Origin of the sequence: Streptomyces sp. NPDC004284, assembly GCF_042874035.1 — a bacterium.
GTDB lineage: Bacteria > Actinomycetota > Actinomycetes > Streptomycetales > Streptomycetaceae > Streptomyces.
On the sequence record NZ_JBIAMJ010000014.1, the window covers coordinates 78,207 to 104,475 of the forward strand.

A 26,269-nucleotide genomic window follows, 5' to 3' on the forward strand; every position below is an offset into this window, starting at 1 on the left:
CCCCGAACGATCGCCCACGGCGGCTGCCTCGGTACGGGTACTCCAGCAGGCCACGTGTCGCCGCCGACGCCTTCAGCAGCCGCCAGGTGCTTGAGCGCGCACGGAGAAGACGTGGAACGGCCGACTGGTCGGCGTCTTGATACGCGCCGACCTCCACCGTCGGTTCGCCCGGCCGTGCGGGAACGGGGCGCGCCCCGACTCCGCTCGACCCTGAGATCTGGGCCTCGCGGAGTCGGGGACGCCTCGGGGATTCCGGCGACGGCACTCCGGCCTCGCCGTACCGACCGCTCGCCCACTCGTGGGGAGCGCCGAACGCAGGGGGTCTTGCCGGGGGCTTCCTGCGGTTCGTGAGCTGCCTTCGCTCGTGCACGTGGCCGTCAGGCCACCCCGCTCCCCAGGCGTGAGTCCGCCGTCTCGCGGGGTTCGGGCGAGGGCGTCGGAGGGGGTGTGTCCGGGAAGAGGCGTTCGATGAGGGACAGTGCCGGTGCGGTGATCATGGTGGTGACGAGGGTCATGATGACCAGCATGGTGAAGACCGTAGGGGTGATGATCTTGAGGTCGAGTCCCACGTTCAGCACCACGAGTTCGGTCAGGCCGCGGCAGTTCATCAGCGCGCCGATCGACCACGCGTCCCGGCGGCCGATGCCGGAGACGCGTGCCGCCGCCGTGCTCGCCACCCACTTGCCGGCGATGGCCACGAGGGTGATCACACCGCACCAGAGCCACAGGCTCGCGTCCGTGCCGAGGAGCCCGAAGCTGGAGCGCAGGCCGGTGTAGACGAAGAAGAGCGGTAGCAGGAACGTCACCGTCAGGCCGCGGATCTGGTCCGTGGCGTGTGTGACGTGCGGCAGGCCGCGCGGGGTGATCGCGCCGAACAGGAAGGCGCCGAAGATGGGGTGGATGCCGATCTGCTCGGTGGCGTACGCGGACAGCAGCAGGCCGCCGAGGAGGATCGACAGCACGGCCGAGGCGGGGACGCCCCGGGGGCCCCGGGGGGCGTCGGCCTCGCCGGCCTCGTCCCCGGTGCCGTTCTCCCGCGGAGTCAGCAGACGGGCCATCAGCGGCTTCACGACGAGCAGCATCGCGGTGACGAAGGCGATCGTGAGCGCGACCGTCAGCCCCGTCGCCGCCACGGACGTGCCGGTCGCGACGGCGGTGACCACGGCCAGGAGACACCAGGCCGTCACATCGTCCACGGCGGCGCAGGTCAGAGCCAGCGAGGCCAGTTCGCCGCCGCTCATCCCGCGGTCGTGCAGGATGCGCGCCAGGACCGGGAAGGCGGTGATGCTCATCGACACCGCGAAGAACAGGGCGAAGCCCGTGGAGGACACCCCCTCGCCCAGGGACCCGTACATCTGCAGGGCCAGCACGATGCCGGAGAGGAAGGGCAGGGCGATGCTCGCGTGGCTGACCATCACGGCGGCCCTGGCCCGGCGCCGCAGCAGCCCCACGTTGAGCTCGTGCCCGACCAGGAACATGAACAGGACGAGTCCGACCTGCGCGAGCACGTTGATCGACGGGGTGAGCTCGGCCGGCAGCAGCCAGTGGAAGCCTGCGGGCCAGAGCCAGCCCAGCAGCGAGGGGCCGAGGAGCACACCGGCGATGATCTCGCCCATGACCGGGGGCTGGCCGATCCGACGGAACACGGCGGCGAGCAGCAGGCAGGCGCCGAGGATCACCGGCAGGGCGATGAGCAGCTTCGCGAAGGTGTTGCCGGCGCTGCCCGGCTTGGACACCGCCGACGAGGTCTCGAATCCGGTACCGGTCCGCAGCACCAGGACGCCGATGACAAGGGGCGCCACGACCATCAGCAGGTACGGGGCGAGCACGCGGAGCGAGCGGCGCGTCATGCGGCGGCCTCCAGTTCCGCGTCCTGGGGGATCTCCCGGACCGACCGCACCCGCGAGAAGAAGATCACGGCGGCGGAGCAGAGGATGCCCACGGAGACCACGACGAGGGCCACGGTCACCCCGGTCCAGCCGCCCAGCGCACCGCCGAAGACCGCTCCGACCGGGGCCGCCCCCATCACCAGCATCCGGTTCGAGGCGTTCATCCGGCCCTGGAGCTCGTCCGGGGTGATGGCGGTCCGGTAGCTGCGCAGGTTCACGTTGCAGACGATGACCATGGCGGCGTCGACGAAGTGCATCACGATCACCAGCACCACGGCCGGGAACGTGGGCACCACGGTCGCCAGCGGCAGCAGTACGGAGACGAGGCCGGCCGTGCCGAGGGAGGTGACCAGCGCCGGGCCGAGCCCGAGCCGCCGGCCGAACCGCTCCGCGATCAGGGCACCGACCAGCGCGCCCGCTCCCGAGGACGACATGATGAGACCGATGTGGATCGGCTCCAGGTCCAGCGTCCTCGTGATGAAGACGAGGAACACCGGTTCGAGGGCCAGGGTGAAGAAGTTGAAGATCATGGTGGCGACAACGAGCACCCGGATCGTCGGGTTGCGGGTGATGAAGGTGATCCCCTCACCGATCTCCCGCCAGACCCCCTTGGACGGCGCCTCCTGGTCCTTCACCGCGCCGGGACGCGTCCTGACGAGAGCCGTGAACACGGCCGACAGGAGATAGGTCGCCGCGTTGACCACCATGGCGACCGGCGCGGACACCACCTGGAGGATGGCACCGCCGATCGCGCTGCCGCTCAGACTGGAGGCCGAACTGCTCAGCTCCAGCTTGCTGTTCGCCTCCACGAGATGCGTGCGCTCCACCACCTCGGGCAGCATCGACATGCCACCGATGTCCGAGACGACGGAACAGCAGCCCACCAGCAGGACGACGCCCATGAGCAGCGGGATGGACAGCAGGTCCTGCCACCAGGCCAGGGGGATGAGCAGCAGCAGACCGGCGCGTACGACGTCGGTCGCGACCAGGATGAGCCGCTTGGAGCCGCGGTCGAGCCACACGCCGGCGAACAGGCTGATGAACAGGTAGGGCAGGCTCTCCAGCGCGGTGATCAGACCCATCTCGAAGAGCGAGGCGTTCAGGGTCAGCGCGGCGATCAGCGGCACGGTGACGGCGACCACGCGCGACCCGAACATCGCGGCGGTCTGTCCCACCCACAGGTTGCGGAAGCTCGGGTCCCGGAACAGACCGCCGAACTTCCTGTCCTTCGTAGTCGTCATGCGAGCCGTTCTCCGGTGCCTTCCGTGCCGTCTTCCGTCGCCCCGAGCGCCATCGCGTCGGCGAGGACCTGGAGCAGTCCCTCGGGTGCTCCCAGGAACGTGTGGTGGTCGCCCGGGAGGATCGCGCTGTGGGACCGCCCCTCAGCCGCGTACCGCTCCCAGCCGCCCATCTGCTCCGGCCGGATCTCCTTGTCGACGTCCCATCCGATGGCGTGGAGCGCCGACGGCATCTCCACCGGCTCGTCGAGGTGGTACTTCTTGTTCGCCTCCAGATCGTCGATCAGGACGCCGAGGCCCATCTCGATGATGTCGGGATCCGGCTGGGCGCCCAGTTTGGCGAAGAAAAGCTCGAGCTCGACCCGCAGTTCGTCCTCGTTCAGCCCGAGCCAGCGGCCGAAGGGCCCGTCGTGCGGCGAGACCTGCGAGGACAGGAACAGCCAGTCGGGTGTCGGCAGCCCCTCCTTGAACAGGTGCAGCGCGGTCGCGAACGCCGGCAGCGCGCCACCGCAGTGGCCGAAGAAGCCGAACGGCCGGTCCAGATAGGGGAGCAGACCCTCGGCGACGTTCGCCGCCAACTCCTCGTACGTGCCGTAGTGCGGTTCGCGGATGCGGTTCTCCCGCCCGGGGAACTGCACGGCGCACACCTCGGCGCCGCCGACGGAGGCGGGCCATCTGTTGTACATCGACGCGCCGAGTCCCGAATACGGGAAGAGGAAGAGACGCGAGGCCGCTTCGCCTCCGGGTCTGCGGAGCAGCCATTTACCTCGGGACACGATTCTCCTCGTTCGCAGCGGCCAGTACCTCGTCGGCGCCGGCGCGCAGTGTCGCCACGACCGGCATCCGTTTGATCCCGGCGATGAAATTGGACGTCAGGTGCTCGACCTCGCCGACTGGTTCAAGCCGTTCCACGAGGCGGGCCAGTTCGCCGAAGAGCAGCCGGAGGGCGATCCGCGCGAGCGGTGCGCCGATGCAGTAGTGCGGGCCCCAGCCGAAGGCGAGATGACGGTTGGGGGAGCGCCCCACGTCGAAGCGGTACGGGTCGGTGAAGACGGACGCGTCACGGTTGGCGGAGCCGATCCAGGCGACCACCGCCTCGCCGCGCCTGACCGGCGTCCCCGCGATCTCGGTGTCCGTCACGGCGTGGCGCAGGAAGTGGTTCGCGGGCGAGGCCCAGCGCAGGCCCTCCTCCACGGCCGACGCGACCAGTTCGGGATCCTCCCGCAGGCGTGCGTACTGCTCGGGGTGTTCGATCAGCGCGAGGACCGTGGCCGCGATGGAGTGCGGTGTGGTCGCGTTGGCCCCGAGGAGCATGCTGTAGCTGTTGAACACGATCTCGTCGTGGCGCAGCCGCCGACCGCCCGCGTCCATGCCGACCAGATAACCGATCAGGTTGTCCTGGCCGGCGCTGGGGCCGACCCGCTCCGCGAGGTACTCGAAGAGCTCGTGGTGGGCGGTGACCAGGTTCTCCCCGACCTCGCCCTCCTGGAACATGGCGTCCTCCGGGGCCACCGCCATCGTGGCCAGCCGCGCGAGGTCGTCCAGGTCCTCCTCCGGAAGCCCCATCAGGAGACCGGTGAACGCCATCGGGAAGGCGGTGGCGGCCGCCGCCAGCTCGAACGTGCCGCCGTCGGCGAGCGGGGCGAGCATCCGGTGCACCAGTCGCTTGACCCGCGGCTTCTGCGCTTCCAGGGCGGTGAAGGACATCACCCGGTTCAGCGGTTCGCGCATCGCGGTGTGCACCGGCGGATCGCTGGCCGCCAGCATCTTGTTCCCCGCGGGGTCGGTGCCTCCGAGCACGGAGAGCACGGTCCCGCGGCGCGAGGTGAAGCGGGTGTGGTCCCGCAGCACGGTGCTCACGTCGGCGTACCGCGTCACCGAGAGGAAGCTGCGCCCGTCCGGCAGCGTCTGCCGGTGGGCCGGCGCCTTCTCGCGCATCAGCTTCCAGACCGGGTGCGGATCGCCGGTGGCGTAGAACCCCGGATCGAAGAGGTCGATCGCGTCGAGGTCGATGTCCGCGCTCAGCCCGGACGAGGTGATCCTCATGCCGTCCTCCCCGCGTCGACCGTCCGGGCGAGACCACCGACCGTCGGGTCCTCGTAGAAGCTGCGTGCCCTGACGAAGACGCCGAACTCCGTGGCGATCTGCCCGGTGATCTGCGTGGCGAGGAGGGAGTGGCCGCCGAGTTCGAAGAAGTCGTCGTCGACGCCGACCCGGTCGATCTCCAGGACATCGGCCCACAGCTGCGCGATCCGCGCTTCGAGCGGGGTGGCGGGCGCCCGGTAGTCGTTGTCGAGCTCGGGGCGCTCCTCGGCCGTGCGCCCGGCCAGCTCCGCCCGGTCGACCTTGCCGCTGGCGGTCAGCGGCAGCGCGTCCACCTGCCGGAAGTACGAGGGCACCAGGTACGAGGGCAGCGTGTCCGTCAGGTGCCCGCGGAGGTCCGTCGCGGAGAGCGGGAAGTCGCTCTCGTAGAAGGCGGCGAGCCTGCGGTCGCCGCCCGCGTACGTCTGCGTCACGACCGCGGCGCGCAGCACGTCCGGGTGCCGCTCGACGGCGGCCTCGGCCTCACCGGGCTCGACCCGGTGGCCGCGGATCTTGACCTGGGCGTCGGCCCGGCCGAGGAACTCGAGACCGCCGTCGTCGCGGACCCGGGCCAGGTCGCCCGTGCGGTACATGCGGGCGCCGGGCACGGGCGAGAAGGGGTTCGGCAGAAACCGTTCCGCGGTCAGCCCGGCCTGTGCGTGGTAGCCGCGCGCGAGGCCGGAGCCGCCGGCGTACAGCTCCCCGGTGCTCCCGGGCGGCACCGGGGAGAGATCCTCGTCGAGGACGTACACCTCCGTGCCGCCGATCGGCCGGCCGATCGGTACCGGACCGTCTCCGACGGCCTCGGTGACCGGGTGGCAGCAGGTGAAGGTGGTGTTCTCGGTCGGCCCGTAGCCGTTGACCACCGTCACGGCGGGGAGCGCCGCGCGGACACGGTCGACGTGCGACGGCGACAGCACGTCGCCGCCGGCCACCAGATACCGCAGCCGGGGCAGGTCCTCGGATCCCGCGTCGACGAACTGGTGGAACAGGCCGGCGGTCAGCCACAGCACCGACACGCCCTCCCGGCGTGCGAGCGCGGCGAGTTCACCCGGTGACCAGTCGCCCGCGGGGACGACCGCGAGCCGTCCGCCGGCCGTCAGCGGCGTCCAGATCTCCAGGGTGGAGGCGTCGAAGGCGACCGGCGCGTACTGCAGGAAGACATCGTCCGCGTCCACCCGCAGGAAGTCGGCCGAGACCAGCCGCACCACGGCGCGGTGCGGCACGCAGACGCCCTTGGGGCGGCCCGTCGAGCCGGAGGTGTACGCGATGTACGCCAGGTTGTCGGGCCCCGCGCCGGCCTCGTCCGGGAGCCCGACCGCGAGGTCGTCCGCGCCGTCCGTGGCGTCGTCGAGGCGTACGACGGTGACGCCGAGGGCGTCGTACGTCCCGGCCTCCGCCTCCGTACCGGCGGCCCCGTCCGAGGGGCCGGTCAGCAGGACGCGCACCCCCGCGTCGGCCAGCAGCGCGGCCCGCCGCTCCAGGGGGTCCCTCGGATCCACGGCGAGGTACCCGCCGCCGGCCTTGAGCACGGCGAGCAGCGCGACGATCAGCAGCGGTGAGCGGTCGAGGCACACCGCCACGGGGTCGTCGAGACGCAGGCCCAGGCTCCGCAGCCGGTGCGCGATCCGGTTCGCCCGGACGTCGAGGTCCCGGTAGGTCAGGACCTCGCCCCCGCAGGTCACCGCGGGGGCGTCCGGTGTCCGGTGCGCCCAGCGGGCCACCAGCTCGTGCACCCGGTGCGTCCCCCACTCGGCGGGCACGTCCTCGGGCAGGTCCGTGGCGGTCGTCGTCGTTGTGGGCATGCGGCTCACACCATCCCCATCAGCAGGGCGCGGTCGATCTTCCCGTTGGCGTTGACGGGGAAGGCGTCCATGCGTACGAAGTGCCGCGGCACCATGTAACCGGGCAGCTCCCGCGCGCAGGCGTCCCGCAGGTCCGCCTCCGTCACCGATCCGTCCTGCGGGACGTAGAACGCGGCCAGCTGGTTCGTGCCCTGGCCGCGCACGCACAGGACGAGCGCCCGGCGCACGCCCGCGACGCGGGCGAGGACCGCCTCCACCTCGCCGGGCTCGACGCGGTAGCCGTTCACCTTCACCTGGTCGTCCACGCGGGACACGAACCAGTACACCTCGCCGTCGTACCGGACCAGGTCGCCGGTCGAGTAGCAGCGCCGCAGCCCGCCGTCGACGTGGACGAGGTCCTGGAACTTCTCCTTGGTCAGCGCCTCGTCCCCGAGATAGCCCACGCCGACGCAGTCACCCGCGGCGATCAGCTCCGCGGTCTCGCCCGGCCGGTACGGGCGCACCCGGCCGTCCTCGGCGCACAGCAGCTCCGCACCGACGACCGCGACCCCGATCGGCGGACGGTCCGGCCAGTCGCGGGTGTCGCCGTCGAGCCGGTGCTGGGTGATCACATGCGTCTCGCTCGGCCCGTACTGGTTCACCAGCCGGATCCGGCCGTCGCCGCACATCTCCCGCACCTCGTCGTTGATGACCAGCTGCTCGCCGGCCACGGCGATCTCGCGGACGGACGGGATCGACTCCCCGCCGAGCGTGGTCACCATCGCCATGCCGTGCAGGGCACCGACCGGCATGAACAGCCGCGCCACCTCGTGGCGCCGGATCAGCGGCACCAGCTCGAACGCGTCCCGGCGCTGCTGGTCGTCGACCATCACGAGCCGGGCCCCGACGAGCCACGTGGCCACCATGTCCTCGTAGACCACGTCGAAGCCGATCGACGCGGCGTGCAGGGTGTGCGGCGGGACGTCGTGGACCCAGTGCTCCCGGTGCCAGACCGCCAGGTCCTCCAGGACCACCGGAGGCACCGCGACGGACTTGGGCTCACCGGTGGAGCCCGACGTCGGGATCACATAGGCGATCGGCCCCTCGGCGAGCTCCGGGCTCGCGGCGCCGGCGCCCAGGTCCCCGAAGGAGCACTCGGCGAGGTCGAACCCCGCCTCGGCGGAGCCGTCCTCACGGACCAGGAGGGCCGCGCCGGCCCCCCGCAGGATCCGCTCGGTGCGCGGTCGCGGCAGGCCCGGGTCGAGCGAGACTACCCCCGCGCCCACCCGCCAGGCCGCGAGCACCGCGGCACAGCGCAGCCAGGAACGGGTGGCGTACACGGCGACGAGGTCACCGCTGCCGACCCCGCGCTCCCGCAGCCCGCCCGCCATGCGCGCGGACAGCGCGTCGAGCTCCCCGTAGGTGTGCGACTCCTCGCCCTCGACGACGGCGACCTCGGCGCGATGGCGGCCGATCGCCTCGGTGAGGATGTGGATCAGTGCCATTCCGGGCTCCTCGTCTCGGCGCCCGCCGCCCGGCGGCCCGCGGTCTCACAGCGCTTCATGCAGGGCCTCCAGCGGCTGGTTGTCGCGGGCCGCCAGGAACTCGGGGCGGGGCGCGGGGACATCGGCGAGTTCGTTCTCGACGCTGTTGTACGTGGCGAGGAAGAGCGTGCGGTCGACCGGGGACATGTTCGGCCCCGAGGCGTGCACGATCCTGGAGTCGAAGAAGAGCAGGCTTCCCGCGGGTCCGGTCGCCGAGCGGATGCCGCGGTCGCCGACGGCACGGGCGACGTCCTCCGGGCCGAGGGCGTAGTCGAGGTCCGCGGAGAGGCTCGACGCCCAGTCGGGGGCCTGCCCGTCGGGGCTCGACCCGTTGCGCTCGGTCCGGATCACGCCCTGGAGGTGGGACCCCGGGACGAAGAGCAGGGGGCCGTTGAACTCGTCGGCCTCGTCGAGGAAGAGGGCCACGTTGACCACCCGGGGCTCCCGCAGGCCGTCCTGCTGCTCCCAGAAGATGTAGTCCTGGTGCCAGGGCCAGGTGTCGCCGCTCAGCGCCCGCTTGGCGTTGATCTTGCACTGGTGCACGTAGACCTTGCTCGCGAGCAGCTGTTCGGCGGAGGCGAGCAGGGAAGGAAGGCGGATCAGCCGGGGGAAGAGTTCGCCCGTGGTGTGGCAGCCGTGGACGCCGCGGACGGTCTTCCCGTCCTTCTCGAAGACGCGGCCGGGATGGTCGAGGGCGAAGAGCCGCTCGGCCTCGGCCCGCAGCCGGCCGATGTCCTCGGCCGGGACGACGTTCTCCACCAGGACGAATCCGTCCCGCTGGTAAGACTCGATGTGTTGGTCGGTGAGAATCACAAGTCCCCCTGTCATGCCTGGATTTCGGGAGTCGGGCGCCCGGCCGCCGTCGGCCGGGCGCCCCTCCATTGCCTCTAGCGGCCCTGCTCCATCGCCCTGCGCAGGCTCAGCGGGCGCATGTCGGTCCACACCTCGGCGATGTGGGCGAGGCACTCGTCCTTGGTCCCGCTCGTGCCCGACGCGGTCCAGCCCGCCGGGATGTCACGGCCGGCCGGCCAGATCGAGTACTGCTCCTCGTCGTTGAGGACCACCACGTACGTGGTGTCCACGGCTTCCTCAGCCATCTGTTCCCGTTTCCCTTCCGTGCCCCGGGGTCTCCCGGGCCGATCGGATCGAGCCTTCGCGGCCGATCGAGTGGGTCATGCCGATCGAGTGGGTCATGCCGGTCGAGCCGGCCGGTCGAGCCGGCCGAGCCGTGTGTCGATGAGCGCGGCCACCTGTTCCACGACGGGAGACCGCAGCAGGTCGTAGTGGTCCGCGTCGAAGGCGTGCACGGTGAAGGCGCCGCCGGTGACGGTGCGCCACCCCGCCGTGCTGCCGGTCTCCCGTGCGGCGGCCCCCTCCACGAAGGTCACGTCTCCCGGAACGGTCCGGGGCCGGTGGCGGCTGTGCGCCAGGGCGTGGGTGTGCAGCACGTCCAGTGCCGAGGCCAGCCGCTCCGCGTCGACGGCATCGGGCAGGCCGGCCGCCGTGAGCCGTTCCGCCAGCCCGTCGAGGAGCTCCGTCCTCGTACCGGCGGACAGGTCCGGAGCGCCGGCTCCGCCACCGAGGCCGGCCACGCCGAGCAGATCCGTCAGGAGCAGCGTCGCCGCCTCGTGCTCGTCCGGTTCCCCGTCCTCCTGCCGGGGGAAGCCGGCGTCGATGACGAAGAGCAGCTCGACGTCCTCGCCCGCCTCCCTGAGCAGGCGTGCCATCTCCAGGGCCACCACTCCGCCGAACGACCAGCCCGCCAGTCGGTACGGACCGGTCGGCCGCTCCTCGCGGACCAGACCGAGGTACCGGGCGGCGATGCCCTCGACGGAGAGCGTGCCCACCGCGTCCTCGGGCAAGGCCTCCACGGACAGGCCGTGGACCGGGCCGGCCGCCGTCAGCGAGGCCACCAGCTCCCGGTAGCAGAGGATGCCGCCACCGACCGGGTGCACCAGGAACAGCGGCGTCGTGGCCCCGGCCTCCCCGGCGGTGCGGAGGGGGGACAGGCGCGCACCCGGCGAGGCCGTGTCGCCGTCGGAGGAACGCGTGAGCGTCTCCGCCAGCGCGGCGACCGTGTCGTGCCGGAGCAGGTCCGTGACGAGCAGGGACTGCCCGAACTCCCGCCGGATCGCCGTGAGCAGGCGCAGCGCGAGCAGCGAATGCCCGCCGAGGTCGGTGAACGTGTCGTGGATGCCGATCGGCCGGACGTCGAACAGCTCCTCCCACAGGGCCACGAGCCGCTTCTGCGGGCCGGTGACCGGGGGTGCCGCGGTCCGTCGCCCCTGGCCGTCCGACGCGAGCTCCGGCAGGGCCTTGCGGTCCGTCTTGCCGTTGGCGGACAGCGGGAGCGCGTCGAGCCGCTGCCACCGTACCGGAACCATGTGGTCCGGAAGCCGCTCGGAGAGGAACGCGCGCAGCGCGCCGTCGTCCACGCCCGGGCCGGTGGAGCGGGACCGCCCGGCCGCCGGTACGACGAAGGCCACGAGCCGCTCGTCCCGGAGCGCGACCGCGCACGCGGCGACATCGGGGTGGAGCGAGAGCACCGCCTCGATCTCCTGCAGTTCCACCCGGAAGCCGCGGATCTTCACCTGGTGGTCGACCCGCCCGAGGTACTCCAGGCTGCCGTCCGGCAGGCGCCGCACCAGGTCGCCCGTCCGGTAGCGGCGCTCGGCCCCTCCGGAAGGCGTCGGGTGCTCGGCGAAGAACTCGCCGGTCAGCTCGGGCCGGCGGTGATAGCCCTCGGCCAGGCCCACACCCGCGAGGTACAGCTCTCCCGGGACCCCGACCGGCGCCGGGTGGCCGTCCGCGTCGAGCACATGCGTCCGCATGTTCGCGATGGGCCGGCCGATGGGCACGACGTCGCCGGAGCCGCCGCGCTCGCAGTGCCAGCAGGTGACGTCCACGGCCGCCTCGGTGGGACCGTAGAGGTTCGTCAGCCGGGCCGGATGGGCGGCGTGGAAACGCTCCTGCACCTCGTGGGTGAGCGCCTCGCCGCTGCAGATCACCCGCACCAGGCCGGTGCACCGCCCGATGACGTCGGCGTCGAGGAAGGCACGCAGCATGGACGGCACGAAGTGGACGGTGGTGACGGACTCGCGCCGGATCAGCTCGGCCAGGTAGACGGGATCACGATGACCGCCCGGCTTCGCGACGACGAGCCCGGCGCCGGTCAGCAGGGGCCAGAAGAACTCCCAGACGGAGACGTCGAAGGTGTGCGGGGTCTTCTGGAGCACCCGGTCGTCGGGGGTGAGCGTGAACTCCTCCTGCATCCACAGGAGCCGGTTGCAGATCGCCCGGTGCGACACCAGGACGCCCTTCGGCCGGCCGGTCGACCCCGAGGTGAAGATCATGTACGCCCGGTCGTCCGGGCTGACGTCCACCGCCGGCGAGGTCTCCGGCAGGCCGGCCCCGAGGGACTCGTCGGCCACCACGACCTGAGCCCGGCAGGCACCCCGCACCATCGCCGCGTGCTCCTCCGACACGAGGACGACGACGGGCTCGGCCTCTTCGAGGACACTTCCGATCCGGGCCGCCGGATCCTCGGGGGAGACCGGCACGTACGCGGCCCCCGCCTTGAGGACGGCGAGCAGCGCCACCACCATGTCGGCGGACCGCTCCATGCACACGCCGACGAAGCGGCCCGTTCCGGCGCCGAGTTCGCGCAGCCGGTGGGCGGTCCGGTTCGCCCGGCGGTCCAGCTCCCCGTACGTCAGCCGCGTCCCGTCGAACACCACCGCGACCCGCTCCGGGGACACCCGGGCCTGCTCCTCCACCAGCGTGTGCAGGACGTGGGACCGGTCGTAGTGCCGGTCGGTGGCGTTCCACCCGTCCAGCTCGCTCAGCTCGCCGGCGGGCAGGAGGGGGGTCCGGGCGTAGGGCTGGTCCACTCCGGCCGTCAGGGCCGACAGCGCGGCGCGGTAGTAGCCGAAGTACCGCTCGATCTCCTCCGCGTCGAACTGCGACGCGTCGTACCGCAGGGCGAGTTCGATGTCGTCGCCCGACTCGTCCCGGGAGAACTCGGCCCCGAAGGTGAAGTTCGTCGGGACGACGCTGCGCTCCTCGACGACGGTCAGTTCGTCGTCCGAAGGGGCCCCGTTGGTCACGTGGAAGTGGGTGTAGTTGAAGAAGGACTCGAAGATCGGTGTGCTGCCGAACCGGCGCTGGAGTTCCGGCATCGGGTAGCGGCGGTTCGGCTGGATCCCCAGGTCCACGGCGGTGACCTGCCGGATCAGATCCGCCCAGGTCCCGCCCGCCGCGCGCAGCCGGAAGGGCACCGTGTTCAGGAACAGCCCGACGACCCGGTCGCCGTCGGCCTCCTCCGGCCGGCCGTTGTAGACGACTCCGGTCACCGTGTCCGGGGAGCCGCTGAGCAGGGACATCACCCGCAGATGGGCCGTGAGCAGCACGATCCTGACGGGTGCGGCCATCCGCTTGGCGACGGCGATCACCGACCAAGACAGCTCCCGCGGCAGGGCGAACTCGCCGATCGCCATGCGAGGGGCGCCGGTCGCGGGACGCGACCGGGGGAGGGCGCTCAGCGTTGCGTCCTCCAGGAGCCCCGTCCAGAAGGCCTGCTGCTCCTCGCTGCGCACCGCCTCGCGCTCGAGGGCCACGAAGGTGGAGTAGCGGGAGGCCGGCGGCGCGGGAACGGGCGCGTCGGGCTCGCGCAGCCGCCGCACGTACAGGTTCATCAGCTCGGTGAAGAGGGAGCGCTCGCTCCAGCCGTCCATGATCGCGTGGTGCGAGACCACCCAGAACTGGCAGGCGTCGTCGCCGCGCCGCTGGACGTGGAAGCGGATCAGCGGCGCCGTGCCCCAGGCGAACGGGTGCTCCTCCTCCCACCGGAACCGTGCCTCGACCGCCTGCTCCTGCTCCTGCGGGCTCAGGTCCGCCAGGTCCTCGAAGGTGACCGGGGGAGCGATCCGGCGGTGCACGAGCTGCGTGGGCTCACGGAAACCGTCGAGGGCGAACGAGGTACGGAACAGCTCGTGCCGCCCGATCACCTGCTCGATCGTCCAGCGCCAGGCCTCCTCGGAGTACCGGGCGCGCAGGTGGTAGCTCTCGACGTTGTGGTAGATCTGCCGGGTCCGCGACGCCTCGCTGTGGTAGAGCATGCCCTGCTGCAGCGCGGTCATCGGATAGGCGTCCTCGACGCCCTCGGGCACGGCGGCCCGGTCGGCCGGGTCGAGCAGCCGGAACGGCTCGTGCACGGGTGGTGCGGCCGGAGCGGTGCCCGGCCCGTCCGAGGGAGCCACGACGAGCGCGAGCTCCCGCACCGTCTGATGCATCATCAGATCCATCAGCGACATCTTCAGGCCGGCGTCCCGCGTGTGCGCCAGGATCTGGACGCTGCGGATGGAGTCCCCGCCGATCTCGAAGTAGTTGTCGTCGATGCCCACCCGGTCGCGACGGAGCACCGTCGCCCAGATCCCGGCGAGGGTGACCTCGAGATCGCTCCCGGGCGCCACGTACGGCACCTCGTCCTCGTACGGCGAGGGCGCGGGGGCCGGCGCGGACGGCGCCGGGGCCTGGGGCCGCGGCGCGGCGGCGATCCCTCCCGCGACGGGAGCCAGCAGCTCGCTCACGCGCGCGTCCGGCCGGTCCGCGAGGTTCCGCACCACCTCGGAGAAGCTCCGGGCGAGCTCCTCGATCCGGTCCGGGGAGAACAGGTCGGTCCGGTAGTCGATCGCGCAGACGACCCGCGGCCCGTCCTCCTGCACGTCGAACAGCAGGGGGAACTTCGCCGTCGTGGCGCTGTCCTCGACCGGCACCACGTCCAGGCCCGCGACCCGGCGGCGGAGCCGCTCGCCGTCGCCGGTGGTGAAGAACACCTGGAAGATCGGGTTCGCGCCGACCGGGAGGCGCTCGGGGCCGACCTCGTCGACGACGGCCTCGAAGGGCAGGTCCTGGTGGTCCTGCGCCCGGAGCACCGACTCCCGCACGCGGCGCAGGAGTTCGGGAACCTCCGGATCACCGGTCAGGTCCGTGCGCACGGCCACCGTGTTGACGAACATGCCGACGGTCCGGGCGAACTCGGGGCGGTTGCGATTGGCGACCGCGGTGCCGACGACCAGGTCCTCCACGCCGGTCCAGGACCGAAGGAGCACGGTGAAGGCCGAGAACAGGGCCATGAACAGGGTGCTGTCGGTCGACCGGGCCAGCTTCCGCAGGGCGTCGACGGCGTCCTGCGGAAGCGGCAGCCGCAGCGTGGCGCCCGGCGTCGCCGTGCCGTGCGGGTCGCCCGGGAGGTCCGTGGGCAGCGGGAGGGCCGAGAGCCCGCCCTCGAGCGTCCGCGACCAGAACGCGCGCTGCGCCTCCGCCCCGGCGCCGGCCAGCCAGTCCTCCTGCCACCCGGAGTAGTCGGCGTACTGGAACTCCACCTCGGGCAGCGCGGGTTCCTCGCCCCGCGCCAGGGCGCCGTACAGGTCGAACAGCTCCTCGACCAGGACGTCCAGCGACCAGCCGTCGGCGACCGTGTGATGGGCGTGCAGCAGCAGTACGGACTCGGACGCGTCGCGCCGCATCAGTACCGCCCGGAACAGCGGTCCGCGCTCCAGGTCGAAGGGGCGGGCGACCTCCTGCGCCCCGCACTCGTCCAGGGCCTGGGCCGTGGGGCAGTCGTGCACCCTCCAGTCCACCCGGGCCTCCGGGTCGACGGCCTGGAGCAGCTCGCCGTCCAGAAGGACGAAATGGGTGCGCAGGGCCTCGTGCCGTTCGACCAGCCGGCCCAGCGCGTCGCGCAGCGCACGCTCGTCGAGGTCGCCCCGCACGGTGAAGAACTGCGGGATGTGGTACGTCGGCGCGTCACCGAGAAGCTGCTGCAGGTAGAAGAGTTGCTGCTGGATGCGTGAGGCCCCGAAGAGGAAGTACTCGCGGTCCCCGCCGGTGGTCGTGTTCTCGCCGCTCAACGAGCGTTCCCCTCGTTCGGCTGGTCGGAAAGGGTTCGGGTGGTGGTCCTGCGGGTGCGGGCGCGCCGTACGACCTTCGGCTCCTCGGCCGCGTCGTCCCGCGCCGCCAGGGCGGCGGAGGCGAGACCGGCCACGGTGGGCGCGTCGAAGAACCGGGCCAGGCCGACGGTGCGGCCGAGCCGGGAGCGGATCTCCGCCACGACCCGGGTGGCGAGGAGGGAGTGTCCGCCGAGCGAGAAGAAACTCTCGTGCACGTCGACGCGGTCCAGGCCGAGCAGCTCCTGCCAGATGCCGGCGATCACGCGCTCCTCCGCGGTCCGGGGCTCCGTGACCTCCCGCTCCGGCCGCCGCTGCGGGGCGGGGAGCGCGGCGCGGTCCACCTTGCCGCTGCGGTTGAGCGGGAGCTCGGGCAGGAAGACGACGTACGGCGGGACCATGTAGTCCGGCAGCCGCTCGGCGAGCCGCTCGCGCAGCTCCTCCTCGCCCAGCGGGGCCGACGGCCGCGCGGGCACGACATGGGCCACCAGATAGGTGCCCAGCGTCTCGCTGCGCCGCGCGGTCACCACGGCGTCGCGCACGCCTTCGACGTCGAGCAGGGCCGACTCGATCTCGTCGAGCTCGATGCGGTGCCCGCGGATCTTCACCTGGGTGTCGATCCGGCCCAGGTACTCCAGCTGCCCGTCCGGCAGCCACCGGGCGAGGTCCCCGGTCCGGTACAGCCGGGCCCCGGGCTCCCCGAAGGGGTCGGGGACGAAGCGCGCGGCCGTGAGCGAGGGATTGCGCACATAGCCGGTCGCGACGCCCGCGCCGCCGATGAACACCTCTCCCGGAACGCCCGGCCCGACGTGGTCGAACGAGGCGTCCAGGACGTGGATCACGGTATTGGCGAGGGGGCGGCCGATGGGCGGCGAGCCGACGGGGGTGCCGTCCGAAGGCGCCGGGCCGATCACCGCGACCGTCGACTCCACGGTGGTCTCCGTCGGGCCGTAGCAGTTGATCAGCTGGAAGGGGGCGTCCGGCAGCGGCCTGCGGCGCAGGGCGTCGCCGCCGGTGAACAGCAGCCGGAGCCGGCTGTCGGCGGGCCACCGCGTCTCCAGGACGGTCTCCGCGAGCGGGGTCACCAGGTCGGTGACGGTGATGTCCCGTTCGTACAGCCACCGCACCATCTCCGGCCCGGACAGCACCTCGCCCGGCTCGAACATGCAGACGGTGCCTCCGGCGGTCAGCATCGGCCAGAGCTCGCCCACGGAGATGTCGAACGCGATGCCGCCCAGCCAGGTGCTCCGGTCGGCCGGACCGAGGCCGTAGTCCGCGTGGCGCCACTCGATGAGGTTCACCAGGCTGCCGTGTGCGACCTCCACGCCGTTGGGCCGTCCGGTGGAGCCCGAGGTGTAGATGACGTACGCGGCGTCTCCGGGTCCGACCGGCCGGTCCGGCGGTGTGCCGGGGAGCCGGCGGATCGCCTCGTGGTCGGAGTCGAGGTCGACCCGGATGGCGGCGAGCGCCGTGCTGTCGTCCCGGACGTGCGAGGTGGTGACGACCGCGGCCGCGCGGGCGTTCTCGGCGATGTGGGCCAGCCGCTGCTCCGGCGACCTGCCGTCCACCGGGAGATAGGCCGCGCCGGCCTTCATCGTGGCGAGCGCCGCGATCACCATCTCGGGGGAGCGGTCGAGCCGCAGCATGACCCGGTCCCCGCGCCGCACACCGACCTCGACGAGACGGTGGGCCAACTGGTTGGCCCGCACGTCGAGTTCGCCGTACGTGAGGCGGGTCGAGCCCTGTTCGAGCGCGACGGCGGCGGGGTCGCGGCGTGCGACGGCCTCGAAGAGTTCGTGCGTCACGCCGGACGAGCGCAGCGACTGCGGGACTCCCGGACTCGCCGTCGCGATGAGGGAGCGGTCACCGGAGGTGAGGACCGGCAGCCCGGACAGCCGGGCGGCCGGGTCGTCGACGATCCCCCGCAGCAGCACCTCCCAGCGCTCCAGGAGACGCTCCATGGTCGAGCGGCGGAAGAGGTCGGTGCTGTACTGGAGCTCGGTCACCCAGCCGTCCGCCTTGCGGGCGACCACCATGGTGAGGTCGAACAGCGACGTGGGGTCGGCCACCGCCAGCGGACGGGTCGTCAGATCCGCGAGCCGCGGCTCCCACTCCGGCTCCTCCATCAGGTCGAAGGCCACCTGGAACAGCGGGTTGTAACTGAGCGAGCGGTCCGGGCGCAGCGCCTCGGCCAACTTGTCCAGCGGCAGGTCCTGGTGCGCGAGGGCGCCGAGGACCCCACCGCGCACCCGCCCCAGCAGGTCGTGGAAGGACGGATCACCGGACACGTCGGCACGCAGCGCGAGGGTGTTGACGAAGAACCCGATCAACTGCTCCGAGTCCGGGTGCTGCCGGTTGGCGACCGTCGCGCCCACCACCATGTCCTGCTGGCCGCCGTTGCGGAGCAGCAGCACCTGGAACGCGGCGAGCAACGTCATGTAGAGCGTGGCGTCCGCGTCGCGCGCGACCTTCTCCAGCCGCTCCACCAGGTCGGCGGGCAGCGCCGCGGACACACCCGCGCCCCCCGCGGCCCGCACCGGCGGCCGGGCGTGGTCCGGCGGAAGCCCGGACAGCGCCGGGGCCCCGTCGAGCTGCTCCTTCCAGTACTCCAGCTGGCCCGTCAGCTGCTCACCGCTCAGCGACTGCCGCTGCCAGGCCGCGTAGTCGGCGTACTGCAGGGGCAGCTCGGGCACGTCGGCGGCCGGCCCACCGGCCTCCTCGCGGTAGAAGTCGGCGAGTTCGCGCAGGAACACCGTCGTCGACCAGCCGTCGAAGACACTGTGGTGCCAGCAGAACGTGACCACGTGGTGCGTGGAGCCCAGGCGGTGGACCACGGCCCGCAGCGGCGGTCCCGCGGTCAGGTCGAAGGGCACGTCGACGAACGCGTGCGCCGCGCTCACCGCCGTGTCGAGGCCCTCCCCGGACAGGTCGACCACGGGGACCGGCAGCCGGAAGTCCTCGACGAGCAGCTGGGCGGGTGCCCCGTCCACGACGGCGACCCTCGTCCGCAGCACCTCGTGGCGTGCGACCACCCGGTTCGCGGCACGCTCCAGGGCGTCCACGTCGAGGGTCCCGCGCACCTCGCAGAGGTAGGGGATGTGGTACGCGGAACTCGGCGGCTCCAGCTGGTCGATGAACCACAGCCGCTCCTGGCCGAACGAGAGCGGCAGGGGCCTGTCCCGGGGCACCAGGGGGGTCCGGGGCTCCGGGTCCGTCGCGGCCGTCCCGGTGACCGGGGCGGCGGCCGGAGCGTCCTCGGCGGGAGCGCCGACCGCGTCGTCGATCGCCTCCGCGAAGGCGCGGAGCACGGGAGCCTCGAAGAGCAGTCGTACCGTGACGGACACGTCCCACAGGCGGCGTACCCGGATCATGACCTTCGTGGCCATGAGCGAGTTGCCACCGCTGTGGAAGAAGTCCTGGTCACGAGTGAGGTCCGGAAGGCCGAGCACATCCGACCAGATGTCGGCGACGGCACGCTCGGTCGCGGTCCGCGGAGCCTCCGGCGCGCCCTCGGACCCGGGTCCGGCGGGTGCCGGGTCCGGGGCGGACGCGGCGGGGGTCGCCGGGGCGAGCCGCGAGCGCTCGTCCGCCGACAGCAGGGAGAGGGTGCCGATCCGCCGGCCGGGCTCGTCCACCAGGGCGGTCAGCACCGTGCGTACCCGGTCGGCGAGCGTCTCGATCGTACGACGGTCGAACAGTTCGGTGGGGTATTCCAGCCACGACTCGACACCGTCCTCGCCGATGCGGGTCTTGAACTCCAGGTCGAACTTCGCCGTCCCGGTCTCCAGTTCCGTGAGCGTGACCCCGACGCCGCCTAACGAGGGGGCCTTCGGCGCCTCGTTGACCGTGCACATCACCTGGAACAGCGGGTTCACACCCGGCACGCGCTCCACTCCGAGCGCGTCCACCACCCGGTCGAAGGGCACCTCCTGGTGCGCGAGGCCCTCCACGACCGTCGTACGCACCTGGTCGAGCAGCTCGGCCAGTGTCGACTCGGGGCCGGGCTCGACGCGCAGGGCGAGCGTGTTGACGAAGAAGCCGACCGTCGACTCCCACTCCTGGCTCGCCCGGTTGGCCACCGGAGCGCCGAGCACCACGGGCCCGCCGGGCCGCTCGGTGTGGTCGCTCAGGACGACGGACAGAGCGGCGGCGAAGACGGTGTACGGCGAGTGGCCGTGCGTGGCCTTCGTCGTCAGCAGTCGGCGCTGGAGGTCGAGCGGCAGGTCCAGATGGACCGAGTCGCCGTCCGTCGACGGCCGGGCCGGGCGCGTCCGGTCGTAGGGAAGCCGCAGCGGCGCGGTGGCGCCGGTCAGCCGGTCCGCCCAGTACGCCACCTGCTGGTCGAAGCCCTGCGCGGCGTCATGGCCGGCCTCCCAGCGCGCGTAGTCCGCGTACTGCCGGGCGGGCGCGGGGAGTCGAGGCGCCCCGCCCTCGGCGCGGGCGGTGTAGCACCGCTCGAGCTCGGAGAAGAGGATGTCCTCGGACCAGCCGTCGGTGACGCTGTGGTGCACGTTGAGCAGGACGTACCGCAGGTCTCCGGGAAGCCGGAAGAGGTGCGTGCGCAGCAGCGGGGCGGTGTCCAGGGCGAAGGGCAGACGCGCGGCGCGTCCGATCTCCTCACGGGCCCGGGATTCGGCGTCCGCGGGGTCGAGTCCGCTCAGGTCCACCACGGTGTGCGGTACGGCGGCCTCCGGTGCGACGACCTGGACGACCTCGTCGGCTTCGATGCCGAAGGCGGTGCGGAGCACCTCGTGGCGCCCGACGAGATCGTTCACGGCGTCGGTCAGCGCCTGTTCGTCGAGCGGGCCCGTCAGCGTCAGCAGGAACGGGCTGTTGTAGGCCGGATCCGGTCCGCCGAACTGGTCGAGGAACCAGAGTCGTCTCTGCGCGGCGGAGGCCGGCGTGCCCTCCCCGTGCGGACCCTTCGCCGTCGAGGAGGTGGGCGAAAATTTTGGCGAGTTCTCGCCAGAGGTCTCAGGCTTTTTGGCCAGAAGTAGTCGAAGAAGTTCTTGTCTTGAAGAGTCCAGGGGTCGCCTGTCGGAGTTCACTGTTCCCCCGCATAAAGGACGCGATATGAGTGGTCGCTGTCACAGCGCGGCCACGTTAGCGTCGCCGGGAAGCCCCGCACAAGAGCGTGATCAAGTGGCCCAGTCCATGATCCACAACCTCTCGACTTTTGGTCGCCATCGTGTCACTGTTGGTGAGCACGGGGGCTGACCCTGTCCGTGCGTTGCAGTACGTCACTTGTCTCCACGTCACCCGATCCAGGTGGCATTGTGCCCGGCTATCGGTGGGCACGCGAGAAAGGTATGTGCATGGGGGAAACAGGGGAGTCGATGCATGCGTCGACAGGGAAGACAATGGAATGGAATGACACTTTCCATGAGTTCCCTGCGGAACGTCCGCTGCACGGACTTTTCGAAGACCAGGCGCGTGCGACACCCGACCGCGTCGCGGTCGTCCAACACGGTGAACGCCTGACCTACCGGGAGCTCGACGACCGGGCCAACGGACTGGCGCACCATCTCATCGGCCTGGGCGTGTCTCCGGACGACGTCGTCGGCGTGCTGATCGACCGCTCGCCGGAACTCGTCGTCGCCCTCTTAGGCATCCTCAAGGCGGGGGCCGCCTATCTTCCGCTCGACGTGGAGAGTCCCGACGCCCGTCTGGACACCATCCTCGCCGGCGCGGACGCCGCGGTCTGCCTCACCACGTCCCGGCGCACGACCCAACTGCCCGAACGCGTCGTCGCGGTGTCCCTGGACACCGAACGGCCCGTCATCGGCGCGTTACCCGCGACCAGGCCCGACACATCCGTGCACGGCCTCGGCCTCGCCTCGGTCTACTTCACCTCCGGATCCACCGGGACCCCCAAGGGGGTCGCCAACACCCACGTCGGCTGGGTCAACCGGATGGTCTGGCAGCAGCGCCGGCACGGGCTGCGGCCGGGCGACACCGTCCTGCACAAGACGACGCTGACCTTCGACGACTCGGCCCTCGAACTGTTCTGGCCGCTGGCCAACGGTGGTACGGTCGCCCTGCTCGACCCCGGTCTGCACCGCGACCCGCGAGCCGTCGTCGACGCCGCCGTCCGCCACCGCAGCGTGCTGCTCCAGGTCGTACCGAGCATGCTGACGATGATCCTGGACGGACTCACCGAGCAGGACCGGGACGGACTCTCCGCGCTGCGGAACGTCGTGTCCAGCGGGGAGGCCCTCGGCCCGGCGACCGTCGCCCGGTTCCACGAGAGCCTCACGGACGTCGGACTGCACAACACCTGGGGCGCCACCGAGGTGTCCATCGACTCGACCATCCACACCTGCGGGCCCGACGACGAGGAGGACACCGGTGCCGTCAGTCTCGGCACCCCCTTCGACAACAACCGGGTGTACGTCCTCGACGAGGACTTCGCGCAGGTCCCGGTCGGTGTCGTCGGCGAGCTGTACATCGCGGGCGTGGGTCTGGCCCGCGGCTATCTGAAGGACCCGGCGCGCACCGCGGCGGCCTTCGTCCCCGATCCGTTCCACCCCGGCGAGCGCATGTACCGCACGGGCGACCAGGGATACCGGCGCCCGGACGGTTCCCTGAAGTTCGCCGGGCGCAACGACCACCAGGTGAAGATCCGCGGCATGCGGGTGGAGCTCGGCGAGATCGAGGCCGCGCTCGCCGGTCATCCCCTGGTCAGCGAGGCCGTGGTGACGGTCCACCGGTCCTCGGGCGACCTGGCGCGGCTCGTCGCCTACGTCACACGGCTCGACCCGCGGAACGTCCCCGAGCCGGACCGGCTGCGCGGCCACCTCGCGGACCGGCTGCCCGACTACATGGTCCCCTCGTTCCTGGTGGTGCTGGACAGCTTCCCGCTCACCGCGCACGGCAAGATCGACCGGGCCCGGCTGCCCGATCCGGGCACCCTCACCGATCGGCCCGGTGCGGTACAGGACCCGCCGGCCGGCCCGGCGGAGGAGGCGCTGGCCGAAATCTGGCGGTCCCTCCTGGAGCTCCCGTCGATCGGCGCCTCGGACGGCTTCTTCGACCTCGGCGGGCATTCCCTGCTCGCCACCCGGCTCGCCGACCAGGTCCGCCGCCGGTTCGGCATCGAGTTCCCGCTCGCCACGGCATTCGAGTTCCCGGTGCTCCGGGACATGGCGGCCGAGATCGAGAAGGAACTCGTGGCCAGAATCAGCGAGATGGACGACGGAGAGGTCCAGGAGCTGTTCCGCAGAATTCAGGCGTCGGATATCACGAAGGAAGAAGGAAGGAAATGACGAATCCCATGGAAGGAACACAGCCTGTGTCGAACGACATAAACGCCGATGGATTTGCTGGCCCCTTTCCCAGCTTCGCCCCGCGAGAGACGATCGACCGACTCGCCGAATTCTTCGGCGGCGTGCTTGAGGACCAGCCCGTTCACCCGATGTACGGCCGTTACTCGCTGCGCGACTGGCATCTCGTCAACGATTCCGTACGCGAGATCCTGACCGCCCCCGAGCTCACCAAGACCGTCGCCCAGGTCACCGGAGCCGACTCGCTCGTACTGTGGCGCAGCAAGCTCTTCGAGAAGTTCCCCGGAGACGGCGCCATCGACTGGCACCAGGAGTACGGGTACTTCGACGGCGAGGAGGTCGGCGGACACCGCCCGGCCCTCTACCCGTTCAACCCCGCCGGCCAGTGGGACTGGACGATGTGGATGGCGCTGACGGACGTCTCCGAGGACGACGGCGTCATGGAGTTCGTCACCGGCTCCCAGCAGACCGCCTACCCGAAGCGCATGGTCAAGCTCACCGAGTCCGGCGCCTACGTCGACCCCCGGAACCGGGTCAGGACGCGCGAGGACCTGCTCCAGCGGGCGGCCAACAACAGCCTCCTCCTGGACATCGACACCCGACGGGTCTTCGAGGGCATCGACACCGACGCCCACTCCGTGGACGAGCTGTTCGGCGTGCTCGACAAGCACCTCGACTCGCTGCTCGCCGTCGTCACCGAGCCCTTCGAGCTGGCGCCGGGCGCCACGAAGACCACCCCGATGAAGGCCGGCGAGTACGTCATCTTCACCGAGCGCTGCATGCACCGCTCGCGGGCCTCGCTCCCGGGCGCGAAGATGCGTCTCGCCCTCAACGCCCGCTACACCCTGGGCGACACCTGGGTCTACCCGCAGCGCGCCACGCACGACACCTTCGACGGCTCGAACCTCGACATCCGGGACCACCAGTGCGTCCAGGTGCACGGCGATTCGTTCAACCCCCTCAACACCTACCTGTGAGCAGGGAGACCAGTGCCGCAGAGGGAGCGCACATGAGCCAGGGCCGCCCGGACCAGCACCGGTCGGCCCCGGCCGCCCTCACCGGACGCATCGCGAGCGGACCGAGCCGGCTCCTCCACGAGGAGGTGCTCGAACCGCAGTTCGCCCGTGAGGCGCGTCACCTCGCCCCCTGGTACGTGGCGATCGAGAAGGTGCTCGCCCTGGAGTACCTCCGGATGGGTCTGCTGAGCGAGGAGCAGGCACGTACCGTCGGCCGCCTCCTCGACACGGCGGAGAAGGGCATCGTCGCGGACCCGGACGCCAACATGTCCGACATCGCCTTCGCCATCGAGCGCCACGTCGAGGCCGGCCTCGACGCGCCGCTGCCGGCCTGGCACGTCGACCGCAGCCGCAACGACCTCCAGTCCTGCGCCCAGCTGGCCTTCAGCCGGGACAGCCTGATCGGAGTCGCGGAGCGACTGCTCGACTTCTGCGACGCCGTCCTCGCGCCCGCCGCAGACCTCCGGCACGCGCCGATGCCGGGACACACCCACTTCCAGGCCGCCCAGATCATGACCCCCGGGTTCTATCTGGCGGCCGTCGCGGGGGAGGTCCTGCACACCGTGCGCCGGCTGCTCGCCACGTACGACGGCATCGACAACTGCCCCCTGGGCTCCGGCGCCATGGTGGGCCAGGACCTGCCGTGGGACAGGGACCGGATGGCGCGGCTGCTCGGCTTCCGCACCGCTCAGCCGCACGCGCTGACCGGTGTCGCCGCCCGGAACTGGACCGCCGAGATCACCGCCGAACTCTCCCTCTTCGGGACGGTCGCCAGCCGGTTCGTCACGGATCTCATGACCTGGGGAAGCAGCGAGTACGGCTTCGTCGACCTGCCCGACGAGCTGTCCGGCATCTCCTCGGCCATGCCCCAGAAGAAGAACTTCCCCGTCCTCGAGCGGATCCGGGGCCGAACGGCCCACCTCAGCGGCTGCCACGTCGACGTACTCCTCGGACAGCGCAACACGCCGTACACCAATCTGGTGGAGGTCTCCAAGGAGGCGGGTGCTCCGCTGTACGCGGCCTTCGACCACGCCCGCTCCCTGCTGCGGCTGTTCACCGCCGTCGTCCAGCACCTCACCTTCCGCGAGGACCGGATGAGGGCGGCGTGCGAGCGCGAGTACCTGGGCGGCTTCTCGCTCGCCAACCGCCTCACCCTCGACGAGAACGTGCCCTGGCGACAGGCACAGGTCCTCGCCGGCCGCTACATCACGGCGGCCCTGGAGGCCGGGCGCGCGCCACGGGACATCGACGCGGACCTCCTTCGCGCCGCCGCCGACGGACTGGGCCACCGGCTGAAGGATCCCGAGCGCATCCTGGCCGAGTCCTTCGACGTCGGCAGGAGCCTGGAGAAGCGGACGAGCGGCTCGGTGCACCCGGAAGCGGTCGCCGCACTCCTGGCCGACCACGCCACGGAACGGGCGCGTCTGGCCGGTGAATGCAGGACCCGCCGCGAGACGACCGCGGGCGCACTCGCCCGGACGAATCACGAACTCGGTATCGGATGACACGCGTGCGCCACGCGCACCACGGGGGGCTGTTTCTGAGATGGAGAGAGTACTGGCCGCTTCCGGCCCGGAGAGCGGCGATCTGATCGCCGGCTCCGGCCGCGCCTTCGGTACCTTCGGCGAGCTGCTCCAGGGAGTCCTGCCCGACACCGACCTGGACTTCCTCGTCACCTTCCCGGTCGACCGGTGGACCACGGCCGTGTTCCGGCCCCGGTCCTCCGGCACCCGGATCACGGTCTCGCCGCCGCACAAGGTGAAGGCCCAGCGCCTGGCCCGGATCGTCATGGACACCTGTGGCCTTCCCGGCGGCGGCGAGCTGGAGCTCACCAGCGACCTCCCGGAGGGGAAGGGGTTCGCCAGCTCCTCCGCGGACCTGGTGGCGACCGCCCGTGCCATCGGGGACGCCTTCGGCATCCACTTCGACGAGGAGGCCATCGAGTCCTTCCTCAGGGGCGTGGAACCGTCCGACGGCGTCATGTACGAGGGCGTCGTGGCGTTCTACCACCGGGCCGTACGGCTCCGCGAACGCCTCGGCCGGCTGCCGGAACTGACCGTCGTCGCCCACGACGAGGGCGGCGAGGTCGACACCATCGGATTCAACCGCATGCCCAAGCCGTTCAGCTCCGCAGACAAGGAGGGGTACGGCGACCAGCTCGCCGTCCTCGCCGAGGCGATCCGCGGCGGCGACCTCCGCACCGTCGGCCGGGTCGCCACCTGGAGCGCAGAGATGAACGGACGGCTGCGCAGACGCGGTCACTTCGAGGACATGCGACGCCTCTGCGCCGAGATCGAGGGCTTCGGGCTCGTCCTCGCCCACAGCGGCACGATGCTCGGCATCCTGCTCGCCGGCGACGACACCGAACGCGACAGCAAGATCGCACACGTACGAGCGTCGTGCGCCCCCTGGAACGGCAGCGTCTCGGTCCACCGCTCCCTGCCCGCCACCACACCGTGACCCAGCGGTCCGCCGCCCCCCCACAA

The 26,269-nt window shown here is 71.5% G+C and carries 14 protein-coding genes; 4 read left to right on the top strand and 10 right to left on the bottom strand.

Annotated elements, in window-relative coordinates; translation table 11 throughout:
• Positions 1–377 precede the first annotated feature (377 nt).
• The 10 genes from ACFYUS_RS29205 to ACFYUS_RS29250 form a co-directional block, all read right to left on the bottom strand.
• Positions 378–1,850: a cation:proton antiporter gene (locus ACFYUS_RS29205; protein WP_388858440.1), complete on the bottom strand. Its 1,473-nt coding sequence runs from the start codon at positions 1,848–1,850 to the stop codon at positions 378–380.
• Positions 1,847–3,130 (bottom strand): MFS transporter, encoded by a 1,284-nt coding sequence (locus ACFYUS_RS29210; protein WP_388858443.1) that lies wholly within the window; start codon positions 3,128–3,130, stop codon positions 1,847–1,849. Before ACFYUS_RS29210 ends, ACFYUS_RS29205 begins: the two co-directional genes overlap by 4 nt.
• Positions 3,127–3,903 carry a thioesterase II family protein gene (locus ACFYUS_RS29215; protein ID WP_388858446.1) on the bottom strand — a complete coding sequence of 259 codons (777 nt, stop codon included), beginning with the start codon at positions 3,901–3,903 and terminating at the stop codon, positions 3,127–3,129. The genes ACFYUS_RS29210 and ACFYUS_RS29215 overlap by 4 nt, the downstream gene beginning before the upstream one ends.
• Positions 3,890–5,173: a cytochrome P450 gene (locus tag ACFYUS_RS29220; RefSeq protein ID WP_388858449.1), complete on the bottom strand. Its 1,284-nt coding sequence runs from the start codon at positions 5,171–5,173 to the stop codon at positions 3,890–3,892. Before ACFYUS_RS29220 ends, ACFYUS_RS29215 begins: the two co-directional genes overlap by 14 nt.
• The gene (locus ACFYUS_RS29225) at positions 5,170–7,014 is read right to left on the bottom strand and encodes an amino acid adenylation domain-containing protein (RefSeq protein ID WP_388858452.1); all 1,845 of its coding nucleotides are present in this window, start codon (positions 7,012–7,014) and stop codon (positions 5,170–5,172) included. Before ACFYUS_RS29225 ends, ACFYUS_RS29220 begins: the two co-directional genes overlap by 4 nt.
• A 5-nt stretch (positions 7,015–7,019) precedes the next feature.
• On the bottom strand, positions 7,020–8,498 hold the full coding sequence (locus ACFYUS_RS29230) for an AMP-binding protein (RefSeq protein WP_388858455.1): 1,479 nt from the start codon (positions 8,496–8,498) through the stop codon (positions 7,020–7,022).
• Between the two features lie 45 nt (positions 8,499–8,543).
• On the bottom strand, positions 8,544–9,365 hold the full coding sequence (locus ACFYUS_RS29235) for a phytanoyl-CoA dioxygenase family protein (protein WP_388858458.1): 822 nt from the start codon (positions 9,363–9,365) through the stop codon (positions 8,544–8,546).
• 59 nt (positions 9,366–9,424) lie between these two features.
• Entirely contained in the window at positions 9,425–9,634 is a 210-nt protein-coding gene (locus ACFYUS_RS29240; RefSeq protein ID WP_388858461.1) for an MbtH family protein, read from the bottom strand.
• Between the two features lie 93 nt (positions 9,635–9,727).
• Positions 9,728–15,448 (bottom strand): amino acid adenylation domain-containing protein, encoded by a 5,721-nt coding sequence (locus ACFYUS_RS29245; RefSeq protein WP_388858464.1) that lies wholly within the window; start codon positions 15,446–15,448, stop codon positions 9,728–9,730.
• Positions 15,445–20,532, bottom strand: a complete 5,088-nt coding sequence (locus tag ACFYUS_RS29250) for an amino acid adenylation domain-containing protein (protein ID WP_388858467.1) — start codon at positions 20,530–20,532, stop codon at positions 15,445–15,447. The genes ACFYUS_RS29245 and ACFYUS_RS29250 overlap by 4 nt, the downstream gene beginning before the upstream one ends.
• A gap of 312 nt (positions 20,533–20,844) precedes the next feature.
• Here ACFYUS_RS29250 and ACFYUS_RS29255 point away from each other — a divergent pair, with 312 nt between their 5' ends.
• The 4 genes from ACFYUS_RS29255 (at position 20,845) to ACFYUS_RS29270 (ending at position 26,243) form a co-directional block, all read left to right on the top strand.
• Complete coding sequence (locus ACFYUS_RS29255) at positions 20,845–22,749, top strand: amino acid adenylation domain-containing protein (protein ID WP_388858470.1); 1,905 nt, start codon at positions 20,845–20,847, stop codon at positions 22,747–22,749.
• A 122-nt stretch (positions 22,750–22,871) separates the two neighbouring features.
• On the top strand, positions 22,872–23,744 hold the full coding sequence (locus tag ACFYUS_RS29260) for a phytanoyl-CoA dioxygenase family protein (protein ID WP_388858473.1): 873 nt from the start codon (positions 22,872–22,874) through the stop codon (positions 23,742–23,744).
• Between the two features lie 32 nt (positions 23,745–23,776).
• Positions 23,777–25,288: an argininosuccinate lyase gene (locus ACFYUS_RS29265; protein WP_388858476.1), complete on the top strand. Its 1,512-nt coding sequence runs from the start codon at positions 23,777–23,779 to the stop codon at positions 25,286–25,288.
• Positions 25,289–25,328: 40 nt separating this feature from the next.
• Entirely contained in the window at positions 25,329–26,243 is a 915-nt protein-coding gene (locus ACFYUS_RS29270) for a kinase (protein ID WP_388858479.1), read from the top strand.
• Positions 26,244–26,269: the final 26 nt, after the last annotated feature.